This window comes from Vibrio sp. A1-b2, from assembly GCF_021726015.1.
GTDB lineage: Bacteria > Pseudomonadota > Gammaproteobacteria > Enterobacterales > Vibrionaceae > Vibrio > Vibrio diazotrophicus.
The window spans coordinates 1-17,176 of sequence record NZ_JAKKCI010000018.1; the positions used below are offsets into that span (position 1 = coordinate 1).

Annotated in this window: 19 protein-coding genes, 1 rRNA gene and 1 pseudogene; 17 read left to right on the forward strand and 4 right to left on the reverse strand. The window is 43.1% G+C overall.

From position 1 onward, the window contains the following. The 7 genes and pseudogenes from tuf to rplI all read left to right on the forward strand — a co-directional run. A pseudogene (gene tuf, locus L3V23_RS20850) lies at positions 1-235 on the forward strand (elongation factor Tu); the annotation flags it as partial. Between the two features lie 322 nt (positions 236-557). Beyond that, positions 558-746, forward strand: a complete 189-nt coding sequence (locus L3V23_RS20855) for a (2Fe-2S)-binding protein (RefSeq protein WP_042490272.1) — start codon at positions 558-560, stop codon at positions 744-746. Between the two features lie 105 nt (positions 747-851). Continuing rightward, positions 852-1,328, forward strand: a complete 477-nt coding sequence (gene bfr / locus L3V23_RS20860; protein ID WP_042490273.1) for a bacterioferritin — start codon at positions 852-854, stop codon at positions 1,326-1,328. A 195-nt stretch (positions 1,329-1,523) separates the two neighbouring features. Next, the gene (rpsF, locus tag L3V23_RS20865; RefSeq protein ID WP_042490275.1) at positions 1,524-1,901 is read left to right on the forward strand and encodes a 30S ribosomal protein S6; all 378 of its coding nucleotides are present in this window, start codon (positions 1,524-1,526) and stop codon (positions 1,899-1,901) included. Between the two features lie 8 nt (positions 1,902-1,909). Next, on the forward strand, positions 1,910-2,212 hold the full coding sequence (priB, locus tag L3V23_RS20870; RefSeq protein WP_102943069.1) for a primosomal replication protein N: 303 nt from the start codon (positions 1,910-1,912) through the stop codon (positions 2,210-2,212). A gap of 15 nt (positions 2,213-2,227) precedes the next feature. Then, positions 2,228-2,455, forward strand: coding sequence for a 30S ribosomal protein S18 (gene rpsR, locus L3V23_RS20875; protein ID WP_042490278.1), 228 nt, complete (start codon positions 2,228-2,230; stop codon positions 2,453-2,455). 32 nt (positions 2,456-2,487) lie between these two features. Next, positions 2,488-2,937, forward strand: a complete 450-nt coding sequence (gene rplI, locus L3V23_RS20880) for a 50S ribosomal protein L9 (RefSeq protein WP_042490280.1) — start codon at positions 2,488-2,490, stop codon at positions 2,935-2,937. A 69-nt stretch (positions 2,938-3,006) separates the two neighbouring features. Here the strand turns inward: rplI and L3V23_RS20885 are convergent, their stop codons facing one another. Next, complete coding sequence (locus tag L3V23_RS20885) at positions 3,007-3,771, reverse strand: DUF481 domain-containing protein (protein ID WP_042490281.1); 765 nt, start codon at positions 3,769-3,771, stop codon at positions 3,007-3,009. Positions 3,772-4,125: 354 nt separating this feature from the next. On the opposite strand from L3V23_RS20885, the gene L3V23_RS20890 reads away from it, so the two are divergent. Then, a complete protein-coding gene (locus tag L3V23_RS20890) occupies positions 4,126-5,538 on the forward strand; it encodes a replicative DNA helicase (protein ID WP_042490282.1) in 1,413 nt (470 codons plus the stop codon). A gap of 120 nt (positions 5,539-5,658) precedes the next feature. Here L3V23_RS20890 and L3V23_RS20895 read toward each other — a convergent pair whose 3' ends face one another. Continuing rightward, a complete protein-coding gene (locus L3V23_RS20895; protein WP_102964735.1) occupies positions 5,659-6,078 on the reverse strand; it encodes a secondary thiamine-phosphate synthase enzyme YjbQ in 420 nt (139 codons plus the stop codon). 294 nt (positions 6,079-6,372) lie between these two features. On the opposite strand from L3V23_RS20895, the gene pgi reads away from it, so the two are divergent. After that, positions 6,373-8,025 (forward strand): glucose-6-phosphate isomerase, encoded by a 1,653-nt coding sequence (gene pgi, locus L3V23_RS20900; RefSeq protein WP_102967341.1) that lies wholly within the window; start codon positions 6,373-6,375, stop codon positions 8,023-8,025. A gap of 104 nt (positions 8,026-8,129) precedes the next feature. Here pgi and L3V23_RS20905 read toward each other — a convergent pair whose 3' ends face one another. Further along, positions 8,130-8,591, reverse strand: a complete 462-nt coding sequence (locus L3V23_RS20905) for a chemotaxis protein CheX (RefSeq protein WP_042490288.1) — start codon at positions 8,589-8,591, stop codon at positions 8,130-8,132. A gap of 26 nt (positions 8,592-8,617) precedes the next feature. Next, positions 8,618-9,067, reverse strand: a complete 450-nt coding sequence (gene zur, locus L3V23_RS20910; RefSeq protein ID WP_042490291.1) for a zinc uptake transcriptional repressor Zur — start codon at positions 9,065-9,067, stop codon at positions 8,618-8,620. A 401-nt stretch (positions 9,068-9,468) separates the two neighbouring features. On the opposite strand from zur, the gene dusA reads away from it, so the two are divergent. The 8 genes from dusA to L3V23_RS20950 form a co-directional block, all read left to right on the forward strand. Beyond that, the gene (gene dusA, locus L3V23_RS20915; RefSeq protein WP_102967340.1) at positions 9,469-10,476 is read left to right on the forward strand and encodes a tRNA dihydrouridine(20/20a) synthase DusA; all 1,008 of its coding nucleotides are present in this window, start codon (positions 9,469-9,471) and stop codon (positions 10,474-10,476) included. A gap of 177 nt (positions 10,477-10,653) precedes the next feature. Further along, positions 10,654-10,863 carry an envelope stress response protein PspG gene (pspG, locus tag L3V23_RS20920; RefSeq protein WP_042490308.1) on the forward strand — a complete coding sequence of 70 codons (210 nt, stop codon included), beginning with the start codon at positions 10,654-10,656 and terminating at the stop codon, positions 10,861-10,863. Positions 10,864-10,987: 124 nt separating this feature from the next. Further along, a complete protein-coding gene (locus L3V23_RS20925; protein WP_237292945.1) occupies positions 10,988-11,614 on the forward strand; it encodes a TIGR04219 family outer membrane beta-barrel protein in 627 nt (208 codons plus the stop codon). Positions 11,615-11,755: 141 nt separating this feature from the next. Further along, positions 11,756-11,992, forward strand: coding sequence for a hypothetical protein (locus L3V23_RS20930; protein ID WP_042490298.1), 237 nt, complete (start codon positions 11,756-11,758; stop codon positions 11,990-11,992). 112 nt (positions 11,993-12,104) lie between these two features. Then, on the forward strand, positions 12,105-13,937 hold the full coding sequence (locus L3V23_RS20935; RefSeq protein WP_237292942.1) for an assimilatory sulfite reductase (NADPH) flavoprotein subunit: 1,833 nt from the start codon (positions 12,105-12,107) through the stop codon (positions 13,935-13,937). Then, on the forward strand, positions 13,937-15,685 hold the full coding sequence (gene cysI / locus L3V23_RS20940; protein ID WP_102967337.1) for an assimilatory sulfite reductase (NADPH) hemoprotein subunit: 1,749 nt from the start codon (positions 13,937-13,939) through the stop codon (positions 15,683-15,685). The genes L3V23_RS20935 and cysI overlap by 1 nt, the downstream gene beginning before the upstream one ends. Continuing rightward, positions 15,678-16,430 carry a phosphoadenylyl-sulfate reductase gene (locus L3V23_RS20945; RefSeq protein ID WP_102967336.1) on the forward strand — a complete coding sequence of 251 codons (753 nt, stop codon included), beginning with the start codon at positions 15,678-15,680 and terminating at the stop codon, positions 16,428-16,430. The genes cysI and L3V23_RS20945 overlap by 8 nt, the downstream gene beginning before the upstream one ends. A 637-nt stretch (positions 16,431-17,067) precedes the next feature. Next, positions 17,068-17,176, forward strand: a 16S ribosomal RNA gene (locus L3V23_RS20950); the annotation flags it as partial.

Consider the following 17,176-nt stretch of genomic DNA (forward strand, 5'->3'; position numbering starts at 1 on the left):
TGGCCGTCATACTCCATTCTTCAAAGGCTACCGTCCACAGTTCTACTTCCGTACAACTGACGTAACTGGTGATATCTCTCTACCAGAAGGCGTAGAAATGGTAATGCCTGGCGACAACATCCAAATGGTTGTAGAGCTAATCGCTCCAATCGCAATGGATGAAGGTCTACGTTTCGCGATCCGCGAAGGTGGCCGTACAGTTGGTGCTGGTGTTGTAGCTAAAGTTATTGCTTAATCGCAAATCTTTACTGCGAATATCGCATTAAAAAGGGAAGCTTTGGCTTCCCTTTTGCTTTTTCATTGCATACCTGTTTTCACTCAATAATCTGCTTTAGTTATAAAGATTTTATCTATATCTATTCACACATCTATCCATAACCTTCATAAAAACAGTCGCTTAATTTCTGAATTCTTTATGGTGGTTGACCTAAGTGTTTTTCGGTCCGTATTCGCTGCTTTTTTTATAACTAATCGATCTGAATAACGGATAAAACTTACTGGTAATAAGAACGATTCTTTTTTATATTTCGGGCAAAGGTCGTTAATAAGGTTGCAGTATGTACGTTTGTTTGTGTCACGGTATTTCTGATAAGAAAATAAAGAAGCTTGCTATTGAGCAAGGTATTACTGATATCCGTGGGATCAGGCAATGCACACCACTGGGCTCTCAGTGTGGTAAGTGTGTACGTCAGGCAAAAGAAATATTAAGTGAAGTTGAGGTTATTCAGCTGCAACAAGCGAGTTAGCGACGAGCAGTTTAGTCGAGATAAAGAACGACTAAATGGTGTGACTTTTTTGACACTCTCTTAATTGGTTCTAAAGTTATAAGAGCCAAAGAGGAGGGCTTTGTCATGAAAGGCGATCCAATAATAATCCAACATCTCAATAAAATTCTTGGTAATGAGCTGGTTGCTATAAACCAATACTTTTTACATGCACGCATGTACAAAGATTGGGGATTAAAGCATCTTGCTGACAAGGAGTACCATGAATCTATTGATGAAATGAAACACGCAGATCACCTAATCGAACGGATTTTGTTTTTGGAAGGTTTACCAAACCTGCAGGACCTCGGTAAATTGATGATAGGTGAAGATACCAAAGAAATGCTCGAATGCGATCTCAAGTTAGAGATGGCAGCGATTCCTGATTTGAAAGACGCAATAGCGTATGCAGAAGACATTCGTGATTATGTGTCTCGAGATCTCTTCCTAGACATTCTGGAAGATGAAGAAGAGCATGTTGACTGGCTTGAAACCCAGCTTGGTCTGATTGAAAAAACCGGTATTGAAAACTATCTTCAGGCGCAATTTGTCGATGAAGATTAATGCCTTTAACGCTGGCGAGAATCATTACTCGCTAGCGATTTAATTCTCACGTATCCCCAACAATTTCCCTTGCTAACACTGCTGACATTCTGTACTATTCGTGCTCCTTTATTCTCGGTCAATTATCATTAGTTCCTTGCTTCCTGTGGATGACCGGGCCAACTTTGGAAGCTAATAATCCGTAAGGAGCAATAAATGCGTCATTACGAAATCGTATTCATGGTGCACCCTGATCAAAGTGAGCAAGTTGCTGGCATGATCGAGCGTTACACTGGTTCTATCACTGAAGCTGGCGGTAAAGTACACCGTCTAGAAGATTGGGGTCGTCGTCAAATGGCTTACCCAATCAACAAGCTACACAAAGCTCACTACGTTCTAATGAACGTTGAAGCTGACCAAGCTGTGATTGACGAGCTAGAAACTGCTTTCCGTTTCAACGATGCAGTTCTACGTAACATGATCATGCGTACTAAATCAGCGATCACTGAACCTTCAATCATGCTAAAAGCGAAAGAAGAGCGTGCTCCTCGTCGCGAACAGTTTGAAGACCGTTCAGAAGAAGCTGCTGAGTAATTGAATTTATGACCAATCGAATGGAGTTAAGTGGCTCAGTCGCTAAACCTCCGATTCGAAGCCAAAGTCCATCGGGTGTTGAACACTGTCATTTTTGGCTAGAGCATCGCTCTACGGTGGTTGAAGCTGACTTCCCGCGACAAGTTTATTGTCGAATTCCGGTGGTAGTGAGTGGGCAGCGGTCAAAAATCTTAACTCAAGACTTAGTACAAGGCAGTAGTATTCAGGTAAGTGGCTTTGTCGCTTATCAAACCGGCCGAAATGGTTTGGGGAAATTAGTACTACACGCCGACAACATTATTCAAATTTAGATCAGGAGATAGCCCATGGCTCGTTTCTTCCGTCGTCGTAAATTCTGCCGTTTTACTGCAGAAGGCGTACAAGAGATTGACTACAAAGATGTAGCAACTCTTAAAAACTACATCACTGAAGCTGGCAAAATCGTACCTAGCCGTATCACTGGTACTAGCGCTAAATACCAGCGTCAGCTAGCTCGCGCAATCAAACGTGCTCGCTACCTAGCTATTCTGCCATACACTGACAAACATCAGTAATCGGCACCGTTTATTAGAAAGAGGATTAAGCAATGCAAGTTATTCTACTTGATAAAATCGGTAACCTAGGTGGTCTTGGCGATACTGTAAACGTTAAATCTGGTTACGCTCGTAACTTCCTTATCCCTCAAGGTAAGGCTGTTATGGCAACTAAAGCTAACGTTGAAATGTTTGAAGGCCGTCGTGCTGAGCTAGAAGCTAAAGTTGCTGAGCAACTAGCTGCTGCTCAAGCTCGTGCTGACCAAGTTAACGCACTAGAAGCTGTTGTTATCGCTTCTAAAGCTGGTGACGAAGGCAAACTATTCGGTTCTATCGGTACTCGCGATATCGCTGACGCTATTACAGCGGCTGGCGTTGCAGTAACTAAGAGCGAAGTTCGTCTACCTGAAGGCGCTCTACGTAACACTGGTGAGTTCGAAATCAGCGTTCAACTTCACTCTGAAGTTTTTGCTGAAGTTAAACTACAAGTTGTTGCTGAGTAATTCAGTTTACGCAAGCTTAAAAACACCAGCCTCGGCTGGTGTTTTTTTATGTCTGAAATATACGATGTTCTAGAAGATAAACAGCAAGTTGATCGAAAAGATACTGTCTGCTTTGCTTAAGCCTTCTGGTACTTTGTCGTGATACTGGCGCGATTGGCTAAGCTTTAATGCGATGTCATCGGTAATATTGTTGGTAATGCTGATGTCACTGTCCCACATGGTATTGCTTTCACCTGTGACGTGGGTAATGTCGATACCAAATTTCAAATTATCCAGTACCTGCCAGTTTCCCCGGACGTTGGTGCGGAAAATCGGTTCCTGAACCACATCAGGAAACACAATGTCATCATCATCGATCTCATCTAAGTTTGGTTCCTGATATCGATAACCCGGTCCTAGCTCTACTTCAAGCAACAAGTTCTTACTGTTTGCTACCTGATAACCCAAACCACCGGACACTGTGAAGTCTTTAAAATAGGCGGTGTACTGTGAATCCATGCCTTTGAAGCTACTGTAAAGATAAGTATCTGAACCCAGCTTATAGTCACTTTGTAGCGAATACGTAGATTGACGTTTGGTTTCTTTACCGTTTTTTTCAAGCCGATAGAACTTCCAGTCGCCGGTAGTTCGGTAGCGACCCGATGTGTATTCCGATTTTAGGCGTGAATTCAGAGCTTCAGATGTGGTGTTGCCTGAGTGAGCTTGATAGCCAAACTCAACTTGGGTATCCCATGGGGAGGGCACTTCAATGTCCTTATCTTTGTTCGCATCTTCCGTTGCATAAGCTGCATTGAACGCTAGCAAGCTAATACTGAGAAGCCACAGTTTGGACACAGAGTACCTCGGTGAATCATAATAGGCCGCAAATCATAAATGCAGCTGATGGTTCTTTAGTCAGATTAACGTTAATTCTGCACCAAAGGATATTGAAAGTAGAGCACTGGCTGTGAGATTAGGAAAAATCCGCCATTAGAAGATGAAAAGTGCCCAATTGCTAACGAGAAGTTGTTGCTTTTATTGAATATGACAGCAATACACATGCCCTCATGATCTTTGTTTTTATGCGCATTTGTCCACGCTCTCGCATATTGAAGGGACTTGGGTATAATAAACGGCAATTTAGGGTATAGCTCTAAGGCAATTCACCTCTTAAGGCCAAATCCGGCCCCAGAATTATTGAGTAAGATAATGGCAGAACCCCGTATAGAGAATCGATATCGTAAAACTGCAGATGCACAAGTTGATGCTATCAAAGTTCCACCTCATTCATTGGAAGCTGAACAGTCGGTTATCGGTGGTCTGCTTCTGGATAATGAACGTTGGGATACCGTTTCTGAACGTGTTGTGTCGTCTGACTTTTACAGCCGCCCACATCGACATATTTTTGAAGCAGTTAAATCCATTCTTGAAGCAGGTAAGCCTCTCGATCTGATTACGCTTTCAGAATACTTAGAGCAGCGTGAGCAACTTGAAGATGTTGGTGGTTTTGCTTACTTAGCCGATCTTGCTAAGAATACACCGAGTGCGGCGAACATTAATGCGTACGCTGAAATCGTGGCAGAACGAGCTCTGGTTCGTAGCCTGATTGGTGTCGCCAATGAGATTGCGGATGCAGGTTATGATCCTCAGGGTCGCAGTTCAGAAGATTTACTGGACTTAGCAGAAAGTAAAGTTTTCGCGATCGCTGAAGCGCGCACCAATGAAAATGAAGGCCCTCAGAACGTCGATAACATTCTTGAGAAGACTCTAGAGCGTATCGAACTGCTTTATAAGAGCCCACAAGATGGTGTTACAGGTGTAAACACTGGTTTTACCGACCTAAACAAGAAAACAGCGGGTCTTCAAGGTTCAGATTTGGTTATTGTCGCGGCTCGTCCATCGATGGGTAAAACGACCTTTGCGATGAACTTATGTGAAAACGCAGCGATGGAGCAAGACAAGCCTGTTTTGATCTTCTCTCTAGAGATGCCAGCCGAACAGATCATGATGCGTATGCTCGCGTCTCTGTCTCGCGTTGACCAAACTAAAATCCGTACTGGTCAATTGGATGATGAGGATTGGGCGCGTATTTCTTCTACCATGGGTATTTTGATGGAGAAGAAAAACATGTACATCGATGACAGCTCAGGCCTGACGCCTACAGAAGTGCGTTCGCGAGCAAGACGTATTGCCCGTGAACGTGGTGGTCTGTCACTTATCATGGTCGACTACCTGCAGTTAATGCGTGTACCTGCTTTGTCTGATAACCGTACTTTAGAAATCGCGGAAATTTCGCGCTCACTGAAAGCGTTAGCTAAAGAATTGAACGTACCTGTGGTGGCACTTTCTCAGCTTAACCGCTCTCTTGAGCAACGTGCTGATAAGCGTCCGGTTAACTCGGACTTACGTGAATCGGGCTCTATCGAGCAGGATGCGGACTTAATCATGTTCATATATCGTGATGAGGTTTACCACCCAGATAGTGCTTTGAAAGGTACGGCTGAAATTATTATCGGTAAACAGCGTAACGGTCCTATCGGTTCGGTACGTCTGACATTCCAAGGTCAGTATTCGCGATTTGATAACTATGCGGGACCTGCATTCGATTTCGACAACGAATAATCATCATCCTGCCTGTTTGAAACTCTAGGGGCATTGGTTTTACTCATTCTCCCCAATCACATAGTTATCATTTATTGGCAATAGAAAACAGCAGGCTAATCAACCTGCTGTTTTTTTTGTTTATTCGCCCTGAATGGTAGCTATCACTCTTCTTTTTCCACCGTGGTTACGATGTTCTCCAAGATAGATTCCCTGCCAAGTTCCTAATGCCAGTCGCCCATTTGAAATTGGGATTGTGATGCTTGAACCCAGTAGCGATGCTTTAATATGTGCTGGCATATCATCATCACCTTCGTATGTGTGTACGTAGTATGGAGCTCTTTCTGGAACGAAGTGATTAAAGTGCTGTTCCATATCAGAACGTACGGTTGGATCCGCATTTTCGTTGATGGTTAAACTTGCAGAGGTGTGCTGAATGAACAGATGCACAATGCCAACTGAAACTTTCTTCAAATCTGGTAACTGACGTTCAACCTCGTCGGTTATTAAATGAAAACCTCTAGTGTATGAAGGCAAATGAATATGAGTTTGTGTCCACATTTCCGAGTTCCATAATCTAATTGGCAAACAGATAGTTTAGCGTTATGGTGAGCGCCTTACGATAATAATTATGGCGTTAGCGGCGGCTCTTTACTGACTTAACTCAAAGCGAGTGATTAAAGGTTGAGTCATAATTATGTACTGAAAATTAATTACATTTTTTGCTACTCTTGTTGGTAGCATTTTTACTTTTTATTTTTATTAATCGGGGGTCGAACAATCACCTGTGCTTCATCGATGAAGAGAGGCTAAGATTGTTTGAACAAAACCTACAGTCATATCGGGATAGATACCATGTTGAAAAACATCAATCCAACGCAAACTCAAGCTTGGAAAGCTCTGACTGCGCATTTTGAGTCAGTGCAAGGCATGAACCTTAACTCTTTGTTCGCAGAAGATAGTGAGCGCTTCGCTAAGTATTCAGCAAAATTTGGTAGCGACATTCTTGTCGACTATTCAAAGAACCTTGTAAACGAAGAAACGATGAAGCACCTGTTTGCATTAGCTGAAGAAACTGACGTAAAAGGCGCGATTCAAGCGATGTTCAGTGGCGAAGCTATTAACCAAACTGAAGGCCGTGCAGTACTTCACACTGCTTTACGTAACCGTAGCAACAAGCCAGTTTTGGCTTACGGTAAAGATGTAATGCCAGAAGTAAATGCTGTACTTGAAAAGATGAAAGCTTTCTCTGAACGCGTTATTGGTGGCGAATGGAAAGGTTACACAGGTAAGGCAATTACTGATGTTGTTAACATCGGTATCGGTGGTTCAGACTTAGGTCCATACATGGTGACTGAAGCTCTAACGCCATACAAAAACCATCTGACTATGCATTTTGTTTCTAACGTTGATGGTACTCATATCGCTGAAACGTTGAAAAAAGTGAACCCAGAAACAACGCTATTCCTAGTTGCATCTAAGACTTTCACTACTCAAGAGACGATGACTAACGCGCACTCTGCTCGTGACTGGTTCTTGAAATCGGCTGGTGATGAAGCTCATGTAGCTAAGCACTTTGCGGCTCTTTCTACTAACGCTGGCGCTGTTTCAGAGTTTGGTATTGATACTGACAACATGTTTGGTTTCTGGGACTGGGTTGGTGGCCGTTACTCACTGTGGTCTGCTATCGGTCTGTCTATTATTCTTTCAATCGGTTACGAGAACTTCGTTGAGCTTCTAACAGGTGCTCACGAAATGGATAACCACTTCGTTGAAACCTCATTTGAAAGCAACATTCCAGTGATCTTGGCGTTGATTGGTATTTGGTACAACAACTTCCACGGCGCAGAATCAGAAGCGATTCTTCCATACGATCAATACATGCACCGTTTTGCTGCTTACTTCCAACAAGGTAACATGGAATCAAACGGTAAATATACAGATCGTGACGGTAACCCAGTCACTTACCAAACTGGCCCAATTATTTGGGGTGAGCCTGGTACTAACGGTCAACACGCTTTCTATCAGTTGATCCACCAAGGTACTAAGATGATCCCTTGTGACTTCATTGCTCCAGCAGTGACTCACAACCCAACCAGCGATCATCACCAAAAACTGATGTCTAACTTCTTCGCTCAAACTGAAGCGTTAGCTTTTGGTAAATCAGCCGAAACTGTAAAAGCTGAGCTTGAAAAAGCGGGTATGAACGCAGAAGAAGTAGCGAAGCTTGTTCCATTCAAAGTATTCGAAGGTAACCGCCCAACCAACTCTATTCTGGTTAAGCAAATTACGCCTCGTTCACTAGGTAACCTGATTGCTATGTACGAACATAAAATCTTCGTTCAAGGCATCATCTGGAACATCTTTACATTTGACCAATGGGGTGTAGAACTTGGTAAGCAACTAGCAAATCAAATTCTGCCTGAGTTGGCTGATGCATCTGAAATCACTTCACATGACAGCTCAACTAACGGTCTGATTAACGCATTCAAAGCACTGCGTAGCTAAGTTTGGCTAGAGCCCTGGTTTTACATGGGCTTTAGAATGCAAAAAGGCTGATGTATTTTACATCAGCCTTTTTTAGTTCAAAGGAACGGGATGTTGAGTGCTCGCTACTCGAAACAGATTTCGATGAAAGCATTACCCCATTGTGAAGAGAACGGCATGATAATGATCGAGCCTTCACATTTGTGACGAATCGTATGCCCTTTACCAGAGACAACCACCGGTGTTGCCATATCGAAATCGAAGCCGCTTTCAGCCAGAATTCGTTTAGCGCCACCTGTGACCATGTTGGTAATTTCACCAACCATATCGGTAACTTCTTCATTTAGGCCATTTGGCCTCTCACCCAACATATTCTGCATGATTTCTAATGCTAGGTTTTCATCAAATGTAATAGACATTGAGCCACGCGTTTGACTGCCGACCATGCCAATTAGCCCCGAGACATCTCCACGGGCAATCTCATCTTTCTTTAGACGAGGCTTTTGAGGCTTCAACTCTAATGAAGCCATCGTTTTTAAAACGTTCATTAAGGACGCTAGAAACGGGTTTACAAATTCAGCGCGCATAACCTTCTTCTATCTGAATCAAAAAATTATTTCGAGGAACAGGTTTTACACACACCGTGTGATTCGATCACTTGGTTGCTAATGGTAAAACCGTGTTGCTCAGCATTCTTCGCCAGCTGGGCAATCAGATTATCATCTTGTAGCTCTACGACATTACCACACTGGTCACAAATTAATAGTTGTGAAAAATGCTTATGTGCATTGCAAGAGCAGCAAGAAATAAAACTGTTTGTGGATTCCACTCTATGGATAAAGCCTTGCTCCATTAAGAAGTCTAACGCTCGATAGACCGTTGGTGGCTTAGCCTGAGGTTCACTCTTTTTTAAGTCGTCCAGCAATTCATAAGCACTTGACGCTTTTTCACTTGCACAAATAAGCTCAAACACACGCTTACGTTGAGAGGTCAGTCTGACTCCTCGTGCTGCACAAATTTCTTCTACTTGCTTAGTTAGCTTTGTGTCCAATTCTATCACCATAATCTTTGGACTTTAGTAATGATATACCATTTCTTAGTGAATAAAGCGCATTCTTAAAATAATGACGCTCGAAGAACATGGCGTATCGATAAAAAACGAATTAGCGGTAACTTACCTTATATCGCCAAAAAACGATACTATATAACAACTGTTCGTTGAGCTCGTTGACATAATTTGCACTTTTCAGACGCTACATCGAGAGCGTTAGCTAGCTTTTTTATGAATTTCTCAGCTCTGTGTGTATAATCGCCGCTCTCTGAGATGTAAAGCGAAGGAACCGTTTTGCACACTATCTTCGGTCATTAATGTAAGCGTATAAATTCGTTCTATTTTTGACTGTGCTAGCAACTAACTTCTGCTAGCGAAGTATTTCATCACGGTATCTGAACTCGATATAAATCATGACTATTGCTAAAGACACTTTAACATATAAAGCTAACCGCCTTTCAGTCGCTCCTATGCTCGATTGGACGGATCGTCATTGTCGTTACTTCCACCGACTCATGACATCGCAAACTCTGTTGTATACCGAAATGGTGACTACCGGTGCGATTATTCACGGTAAAGGTGATTTTCTTGCGTATAACCAAGAAGAACATCCAGTAGCGCTGCAACTCGGTGGTTCAAACCCGGTTGATCTTGCCCATTGTGCAAAGCTGGCTCAAGAGCGTGGCTATGATGAAATTAACCTCAATGTTGGCTGCCCGTCAGACCGTGTTCAGAATGGGCGTTTCGGTGCGTGCTTAATGGCTGAACCTCAGTTGGTTGCAGATTGTGTTGCTGCGATGAAAGAGGTTGTTGATGTACCTGTGACGGTAAAAACACGCATTGGCATAGATGATCAAGATTCGTATGAGTTCCTGACAGATTTCATCTCTATAGTGTCAGAGAAAGGTGGCTGTGAGCAGTTTACGATTCATGCACGTAAAGCTTGGCTGAGTGGATTGAGTCCGAAAGAGAACCGCGAAATTCCACCGTTGGATTACAACCGCGCATATCAAATCAAGAAAGATTTCTCTCACTTAAACATCGCTATTAATGGCGGTGTGAAAAGTCTGGAAGAAGCGAAACTGCATTTAGCTCATTTAGACGGTGTAATGATTGGCCGCGAAGCGTACCAAAGTCCTTATATTCTGGCTGAAGTTGATCAACAGATATTCGGTTTAGATGCACCAGTTAAGAAACGTTCTGAAGTGATTTTTGAAATGTTCCCATACATTGAGCAGCAATTATCACAAGGCGCTTATCTTGGTCACATTACTCGCCACATGCTTGGTATGTTCCAAAGTATGCCGGGTGCGCGTCAATGGCGCCGTCACATCAGTGAAAATGCACACAAGGCAGGGGCGGGTATTGAAGTTGTTGAAGCCGCTTTAGCCAAAATCCCATACCAAGATTTGGATGTGTAAATCTCACCACTAGTTAGTGATTTTTACCTCTAAATTTTATTGAGAGCCAACAGTCTTTGATGTGTTGGCTTTTTTATTTTTTAAATTCAGTTAATTACATCTTTTATAAACTTGGAATGAATACTGCTAATACTTCTGCAGCATGATGAAAAAGCATAGCTAAAAGGAGCGTGAATGATGTTCGAGATTATCTTTATATTGGTTTTTGTGGCGACATTGCTGGTGACAGGGCTAACTCTTATGAGTGTGTTTGCTGCGATTGGCTTATCTTTATTAGTGATGCTGGTGCTAGGTATGTTTGGCATGGCGATTAAACTCCTGCCTTGGATATTGGCGATTGCAGTGATTGTGTGGATTTTTCGTCAGGGAGATAAAGCGCCACGTTAATTCTTATGAATATGCGTTTTCCCGCATAGGGAATATGCTAGTATCACGTTTATTCGTTAGTGAAAATTTTTGGAGCAAACATAGGATGAACAAACCTATCGTAGCCGTATTTACTTCTCTACTCATGATAGGCTCGGCTCCTGTTTGGTGTGCCAACTCGCCTGTTGGGGTGAACGTTGCCGCTGATATGTGGTTACCAAGTACTAAAATTGATAATACACGTCGTGATGACGCGAACTCTCCTGTCTTGAATTTAGCATTCGAGCATCAGTTACCGTATTTACCTAATGTTAGTGTTCGGTATACCAATCTGGATGCTGATTATGCTTCTTACGATAAATTCGACTACACCTTCTATTACAATATTTTAGAGCGTGATTTAATGACGTTCGATGCGGGTATTTCGATGACCCAGTATGCGAACAGTGAATATAAAGCAACAGATGGACAGAAGTACTCGTTCGATGATCTGACGTTTAACTGGTACGCAAGTGCTGAAATTTCCGTTCCGGAAACCAATTTCGACATCATTGGTCAATTTGAGTTTGGTGATAGTGACGGCATAAAGAGTTCGGATGTGATTGCTGGGGTTCAGTATGTTGTGCCTTTAGCTGAGGGCGATCTTTCTTTCCGCGGTGGCTATCGAGTGATTGACCTTGAATTCACAGATTTAGCGACCGCTTCCCCGAACAACAAAATGTCATATGTGTTCGCAGACGGTTGGTTCCTAGGCACTCAGTTTAAGTTTTAACCCTGATTCAAAATAAAAAGCCACGCACGACGTGGCTTTTTTACATCTAGCCGTTAGAAATTATTTCTCATCGTTATTTAGTACTTCATCATAATTGAGCCATGCTTAAGAAGTGGACTTAGCTAGGTGAGAGTATAGGGAATGACAATCGCGGAACTGAGAAACTTGTATCGTGAGAAGATGCTGGTGGAGGCGATCATAGAGCCCTCCGCTCACGAAGGCTCGTGGATAGTAGAATTTCGCCATCAAGCGGGTGGTTTTGTTCTGCTAACAAATGCCAGCGGTGAAGAATGCCACTATGCAGATTTGGACCTGGCATCGAAATCGGCGATGGCGGTAGGTTTCAAACAAGTCAGGGTGGAATCAACCAGAGATTGAGTTTTTAACCTTCTTACTTCCAAAAAGTTATAAAACATTCTCTTCTATTCTTTCTTGTTATTAAGGAGAGTGGTTAATCTATCGTCACGCAATGAATAAGGAAGTCGTGACAATGTCTTCAGGAAATACCATACCAAAAGAGCTGGTTAGTTTAACTGGCCCGCTAAACGACTCGCAGTTAAATCAGCTGCAACAAACGGTTTCACAACTTTCACCTCAGCAATTAGCGTGGGTGAGCGGTTATTTTTGGGGTTTAAGTCAATCTCAATCAGTGACAACGAACTCACCTCTTACTCAGCCTTCAGCATTTGCTGTTGCTAAACCAGATAGCCAGTTAACCATCATCTATGCTTCGCAAACGGGTAATGCAAAAGGTGTTGCAGAAGCGCTTGAGCATGAGGCGCAAGCTGCTGGTGTTGCAGTCCGCATGTTTGACGCTAGTGATTACAAAGGCAAAGACTTAGCCAAAGAGACGCACGTTATTTTTGTTGCTTCAACCAACGGTGAAGGTGAAGCGCCAGATAATGCTCTCGAGTTGCATGAATTTCTACAATCAAAGAAAGCACCAAAGCTGCCGAATTTGGAATATGGCGTGATTGGTTTGGGTGACTCCAGCTATGAGTTTTTCTGCCAGACGGGTAAAGACTTCGATGCATTCCTAGAAAAGTTAGGCGCGATACGTTTTATCGACCGAGTTGACTGCGACGTTGATTACGATCAACCAGCAGCAGAGTGGCGAGCTAAAGTCATTGAAATTGTCAAAGAATCGTTGGCAAGTACTCAAGCTGAAGTAGTGCAACTGCCAGTAGGTCAGACGTCAGTCTCTCACTCTCAATACACAAAACAAAATCCGTATACAGCAACCTTACTGACTAGCCAAAAAATCACAGGTCGCGATTCAGGAAAAGACGTTCGTCATATCGAAATTGATCTAGAAGGCTCAGGTTTGACTTATCAACCGGGCGACGCTCTAGGTGTTTGGTATGAGAACAGTTCTGAACTGGCAAGTGCTGTAGCAGGAGCGGTAGGCTTATCTGGCGTTGAAAGTGTGGATGTTGATGGAGAAAGTCTTTCTATTCATAGCGCTCTGGTCAGTAAATATGAAATCACTGCAGCAAATCCTCAGTTCATCGCTAAGTTTGCTGAGCTATCGGGCAGTGAAAAGCTACAAGCTTTGGTCGCAGACAAAGATAAACTTCGTGAGTACTCATCAAACACTCAAATTATTGATGTCTTAAAAGAGAATCAAACCGAGCTCTCAGTTGAAGAGCTAATCTCTTTGCTACGTCGTTTGACGCCTCGTCTTTATTCTATTGCGTCAAGCCAGCCCGAAGTGGATGAAGAAGTGCATTTGACTGTTGGTATCGTTGAATACGAACAAGGTGAAGAAGTTCGCCAAGGCGGTGCTTCTAGCTTCTTAGGTCGCAGACTGGAAGAGGGTGATGAAGTCAAAATTTTCATCGAACACAATAACAACTTCAAACTGCCACAGGATGACTCTACACCGATCATCATGGTTGGTCCGGGCACTGGCATTGCTCCATTCCGCAGTTTTATTCAAGAGCGTGATAATCGTGGCGCAGAGGGTAAGAACTGGTTGTTCTTCGGTGATCGTACTTTCACTCAAGATTTCTTGTATCAAGTAGAGTGGCAGAAATACCTGAAGTCAGGTGCTTTGAGTCGCTTGGATGTGGCGTTTAGCCGAGACCAACATGAAAAAGTGTATGTTCAACACCGCATTCTTGAGCAAGCAGAACAGGTTTGGCAGTGGCTTCAAGAAGGCGCGTATATCTATATCTGTGGCGATGCAACTCGTATGGCGAAAGATGTCCATGAAGCACTAGTTATTGTTGCTGAGCAGCAAGGCGGCCTGACTCGTGAAAAGGCAGAAGAGTATTTGAATGAACTTCGTAAAGCGAAACGTTACCAAAGGGATGTTTACTAATGAGCACTAAGATTGACACTAAAAATAGTAACAATGGTAGCCAAGAAGTATTGGGCGAAGTGCTTGGCCCTCTGTCGGATAACGAGCGTTTAAAAAGAGAAAGTAATTTTCTACGCGGCACGATCGCGCAAGATCTGCAAGATCGTATCACTGGCGGATTCACAGCAGACAACTTCCAGCTCATCCGTTTCCACGGTATGTATCAACAAGACGATCGTGATATTCGCAACGAACGAACTAAGCAAAAGCTGGAGCCACTACATAATGTGATGCTTCGAGCTCGTATGCCTGGCGGTATTATCCAGCCTAAGCAATGGCTAGCTATCGACAAATTCGCCACTGAACACACTATGTATGGAAGTATTCGTTTGACGACCCGCCAGACTTTCCAGTTCCATGGTGTATTAAAACCCAATATTAAGCTGATGCATCAGACACTCAATAGTATTGGTATTGATTCAATTGCTACCGCGGGAGACGTAAACCGAAACGTATTATGTACGTCTAACCCTGTTGAATCTGAGTTGCATCAAGAAGCTTATGAATGGGCGGCGAAAATCAGTGAACATTTACTACCAAAAACTCGTGCTTATGCGGAAATTTGGTTAGATGGTGAGAAAGTAGAAACAACGGACGAAGAACCTATTCTCGGAAGCACTTATCTTCCTCGTAAGTTCAAAACAACGGTTGTGATCCCACCTCATAACGACATTGACGTGCATGCTAACGATCTTAGCTTTGTCGCTATTGCTGATAACGGCAAGCTGGTGGGCTTCAATGTGCTGGTGGGCGGCGGTCTAGCCATGACTCATGGTGATACGTCTACTTACCCTCGTCGTGCGGATGACTTAGGTTATATTCCAGCAGAAAAAACACTAGACGTAGCAGCGGCAGTGGTGACAACTCAACGTGATTGGGGTAACCGTTCAAACCGTAAGAATGCGAAAACCAAATACACATTAGATCGTGTGGGTGTTGATGTATTTAAAGCTGAAGTCGAGAAGAGGGCTGGAATTCAGTTTGAAGCAAGCCGTCCTTATGAGTTTACTGAGCGTGGTGACCGTATTGGTTGGGTAGAAGGTATCGATGGCAAATTCCACCTTTCTCTATTTATAGAGAATGGCCGTTTACTTGATTATCCAGGTAAACCCCTAAAAACGGGTGTTGCTGAGATTGCCAAGATTCACCAAGGTGACTTCCGCATGACTGCTAACCAGAACTTAATTGTTGCGGGTGTTCCGGCAGATCAAAAAGAGCTGATTGAGAAGATTGCGCGTGAACATGGTTTGATGGATGACTCTGTCAGCGAGCAGCGTAAGAACTCAATGGCGTGTGTGGCGTTTCCAACGTGTCCGCTTGCAATGGCGGAAGCTGAGCGTTTCCTTCCTTCTTTTGTTACTGATGTTGAGGGAATTCTAGAAAAACACAATTTACCAAAAGAAGACAACATCATCTTGCGTGTCACAGGCTGTCCAAATGGTTGTGGCCGTGCGATGTTGGCGGAACTTGGTCTGGTGGGTAAAGCGCCTGGTCGTTATAACTTGCATCTCGGTGGTAACAGAGCGGGTACGCGAATTCCTAAGATGTATAAAGAGAACATCACTGAGAAACAGATCTTAGAAGAGATCGATCAGTTAGTGGAACGCTGGTCGAAAGAGCGTGAAGCAGGTGAAGGCTTTGGCGATTTCACTATCCGAGCTGGAATCATTCAAGAGGTAATTGTATCTAAGAGGGACTTTTATGCTTGATACTGCCTCTGTGCCTGATTTGTCAGAACTGCTCACTCTGACAAAAGTGGAACAAACACTTCGTCTTGCTGAAGTTAATGCTTATCTCGAAAGCTTAACCGCTCAAGAACGTGTGGAATGGGCATTCGAAAACTTGCCGGGCACTCATGCAGTATCTTCAAGTTTTGGTATTCAAGCAGCTTTAATGCTACATCTTGTATCGAGTATTAAAGCTGATGTGCCTATTGTCTTGACGGATACAGGCTACTTGTTCCCAGAAACCTATCAGTTTATTGATGAGTTAACTCAGCGTTTGAATCTGAATTTGCAAATCTATAAGTCTGAACTGACGCCTGCATGGCAAGAAGCGCGTTTTGGTAAACTTTGGGAGCAGGGTGTAGAAGGGATCGAACAATACAACCGTATTAATAAAGTAGAGCCAATGCGCAAAGCTTTAGAAGAACTGTCTGTCGGAGTTTGGTTTTCAGGTTTGCGCCGAGAGCAATCTCAATCTAGAGCAACGTTGCCTATATTAGCGGTTCAAAATGGCGTGTTTAAGTTTCTCCCTGTTATCGATTGGACGAATAAAGATGTCCACTATTACCTAAAAGATAATGACCTTCCATATCATCCTCTTTGGGAACAAGGTTACCTATCGGTTGGTGACACACACACAACTCGTAAATGGGAGCCTGGAATGGCAGAAGAGGAAACTCGTTTCTTCGGCTTGAAGCGAGAATGTGGTCTTCATGAAGATAACAACTAAGAAAAGCGTCCGTTTTAATTAGTTAATTTCTATCTACCAATAAAAAAGCTGCAATCGCAGCTTTTTTATTAAGCCTGATCAGCGACTGGATAAGCAACAAAAAGGATAACTCTGTGGATAACTTGTATTCAACTTTTGGGTAAAGTTGGATAAATAGGGCTTTGGCGATGTTTTCTACGGTTAAGCATTATTTTTGTATTTTTTGCAAAATAATACTTGCCAGTGTGATTTGGATCCCTATAATGCCTCCTCGTTGACGCAGCAAGGGCTAGCAAGCCACTAAGCCGCTTCAACAGGCCAAAAAAGAAAATTAAAAAAGTGTTTGACACGAATTAATTTCCAGCTAGAATGGCCGCCTCTTCCGAAGTGACCTAAGTCACTAAGAACGGTAGAAAGCTCTTTAACAATTTAAACCTATCAATCTGTGTGGGCACTCGTTGATGAAAATCAAAGTTAAGTCTTTGTTCTTGTAACAAAGCAACTTAGGTTTCAATGAACTGAGTGACCAATCAAGACTTCGGTCTTGGCACAGTCAATTCATTACCATTCTGTTGTAATGGTAATAGCTTTAAAATTACGTCTTACTTTCGAGTAAGAGCAGTTTTGAAGTCAGTATTCATTGAGCCGACAAAATCTTAAATTGAAGAGTTTGATCATGGCTCAGATTGAACGCTGGCGGCAGGCCTAACACATGCAAGTCGAGCGGCAGCACAGAGAAACTTGTTTCTCGGGTGGCGAGCGGCGGA

Excerpts from the sequence above, each read along its gene's own strand:
- L3V23_RS20855 (WP_042490272.1), top strand. The coding sequence starts at position 558 with ATGTACGTTTGTTTGTGTCACGGTATTTCTGATAAGAAAATAAAGAAG.
- bfr (WP_042490273.1), top strand. The coding sequence starts at position 852 with ATGAAAGGCGATCCAATAATAATCCAACATCTCAATAAAATTCTTGGT.
- rpsF (WP_042490275.1), top strand. The coding sequence starts at position 1,524 with ATGCGTCATTACGAAATCGTATTCATGGTGCACCCTGATCAAAGTGAG.
- priB (WP_102943069.1), top strand. The coding sequence starts at position 1,910 with ATGACCAATCGAATGGAGTTAAGTGGCTCAGTCGCTAAACCTCCGATT.
- rpsR (WP_042490278.1), top strand. The coding sequence starts at position 2,228 with ATGGCTCGTTTCTTCCGTCGTCGTAAATTCTGCCGTTTTACTGCAGAA.
- rplI (WP_042490280.1), top strand. The coding sequence starts at position 2,488 with ATGCAAGTTATTCTACTTGATAAAATCGGTAACCTAGGTGGTCTTGGC.
- L3V23_RS20890 (WP_042490282.1), top strand. The coding sequence starts at position 4,126 with ATGGCAGAACCCCGTATAGAGAATCGATATCGTAAAACTGCAGATGCA.
- L3V23_RS20895 (WP_102964735.1), bottom strand. The coding sequence starts at position 6,078 with ATGTGGACACAAACTCATATTCATTTGCCTTCATACACTAGAGGTTTT.
- pgi (WP_102967341.1), top strand. The coding sequence starts at position 6,373 with ATGTTGAAAAACATCAATCCAACGCAAACTCAAGCTTGGAAAGCTCTG.
- L3V23_RS20905 (WP_042490288.1), bottom strand. The coding sequence starts at position 8,591 with ATGCGCGCTGAATTTGTAAACCCGTTTCTAGCGTCCTTAATGAACGTT.
- zur (WP_042490291.1), bottom strand. The coding sequence starts at position 9,067 with ATGGTGATAGAATTGGACACAAAGCTAACTAAGCAAGTAGAAGAAATT.
- dusA (WP_102967340.1), top strand. The coding sequence starts at position 9,469 with ATGACTATTGCTAAAGACACTTTAACATATAAAGCTAACCGCCTTTCA.
- pspG (WP_042490308.1), top strand. The coding sequence starts at position 10,654 with ATGTTCGAGATTATCTTTATATTGGTTTTTGTGGCGACATTGCTGGTG.
- L3V23_RS20925 (WP_237292945.1), top strand. The coding sequence starts at position 10,988 with ATGATAGGCTCGGCTCCTGTTTGGTGTGCCAACTCGCCTGTTGGGGTG.
- L3V23_RS20930 (WP_042490298.1), top strand. The coding sequence starts at position 11,756 with ATGACAATCGCGGAACTGAGAAACTTGTATCGTGAGAAGATGCTGGTG.
- L3V23_RS20935 (WP_237292942.1), top strand. The coding sequence starts at position 12,105 with ATGTCTTCAGGAAATACCATACCAAAAGAGCTGGTTAGTTTAACTGGC.
- cysI (WP_102967337.1), top strand. The coding sequence starts at position 13,937 with ATGAGCACTAAGATTGACACTAAAAATAGTAACAATGGTAGCCAAGAA.
- L3V23_RS20945 (WP_102967336.1), top strand. The coding sequence starts at position 15,678 with ATGCTTGATACTGCCTCTGTGCCTGATTTGTCAGAACTGCTCACTCTG.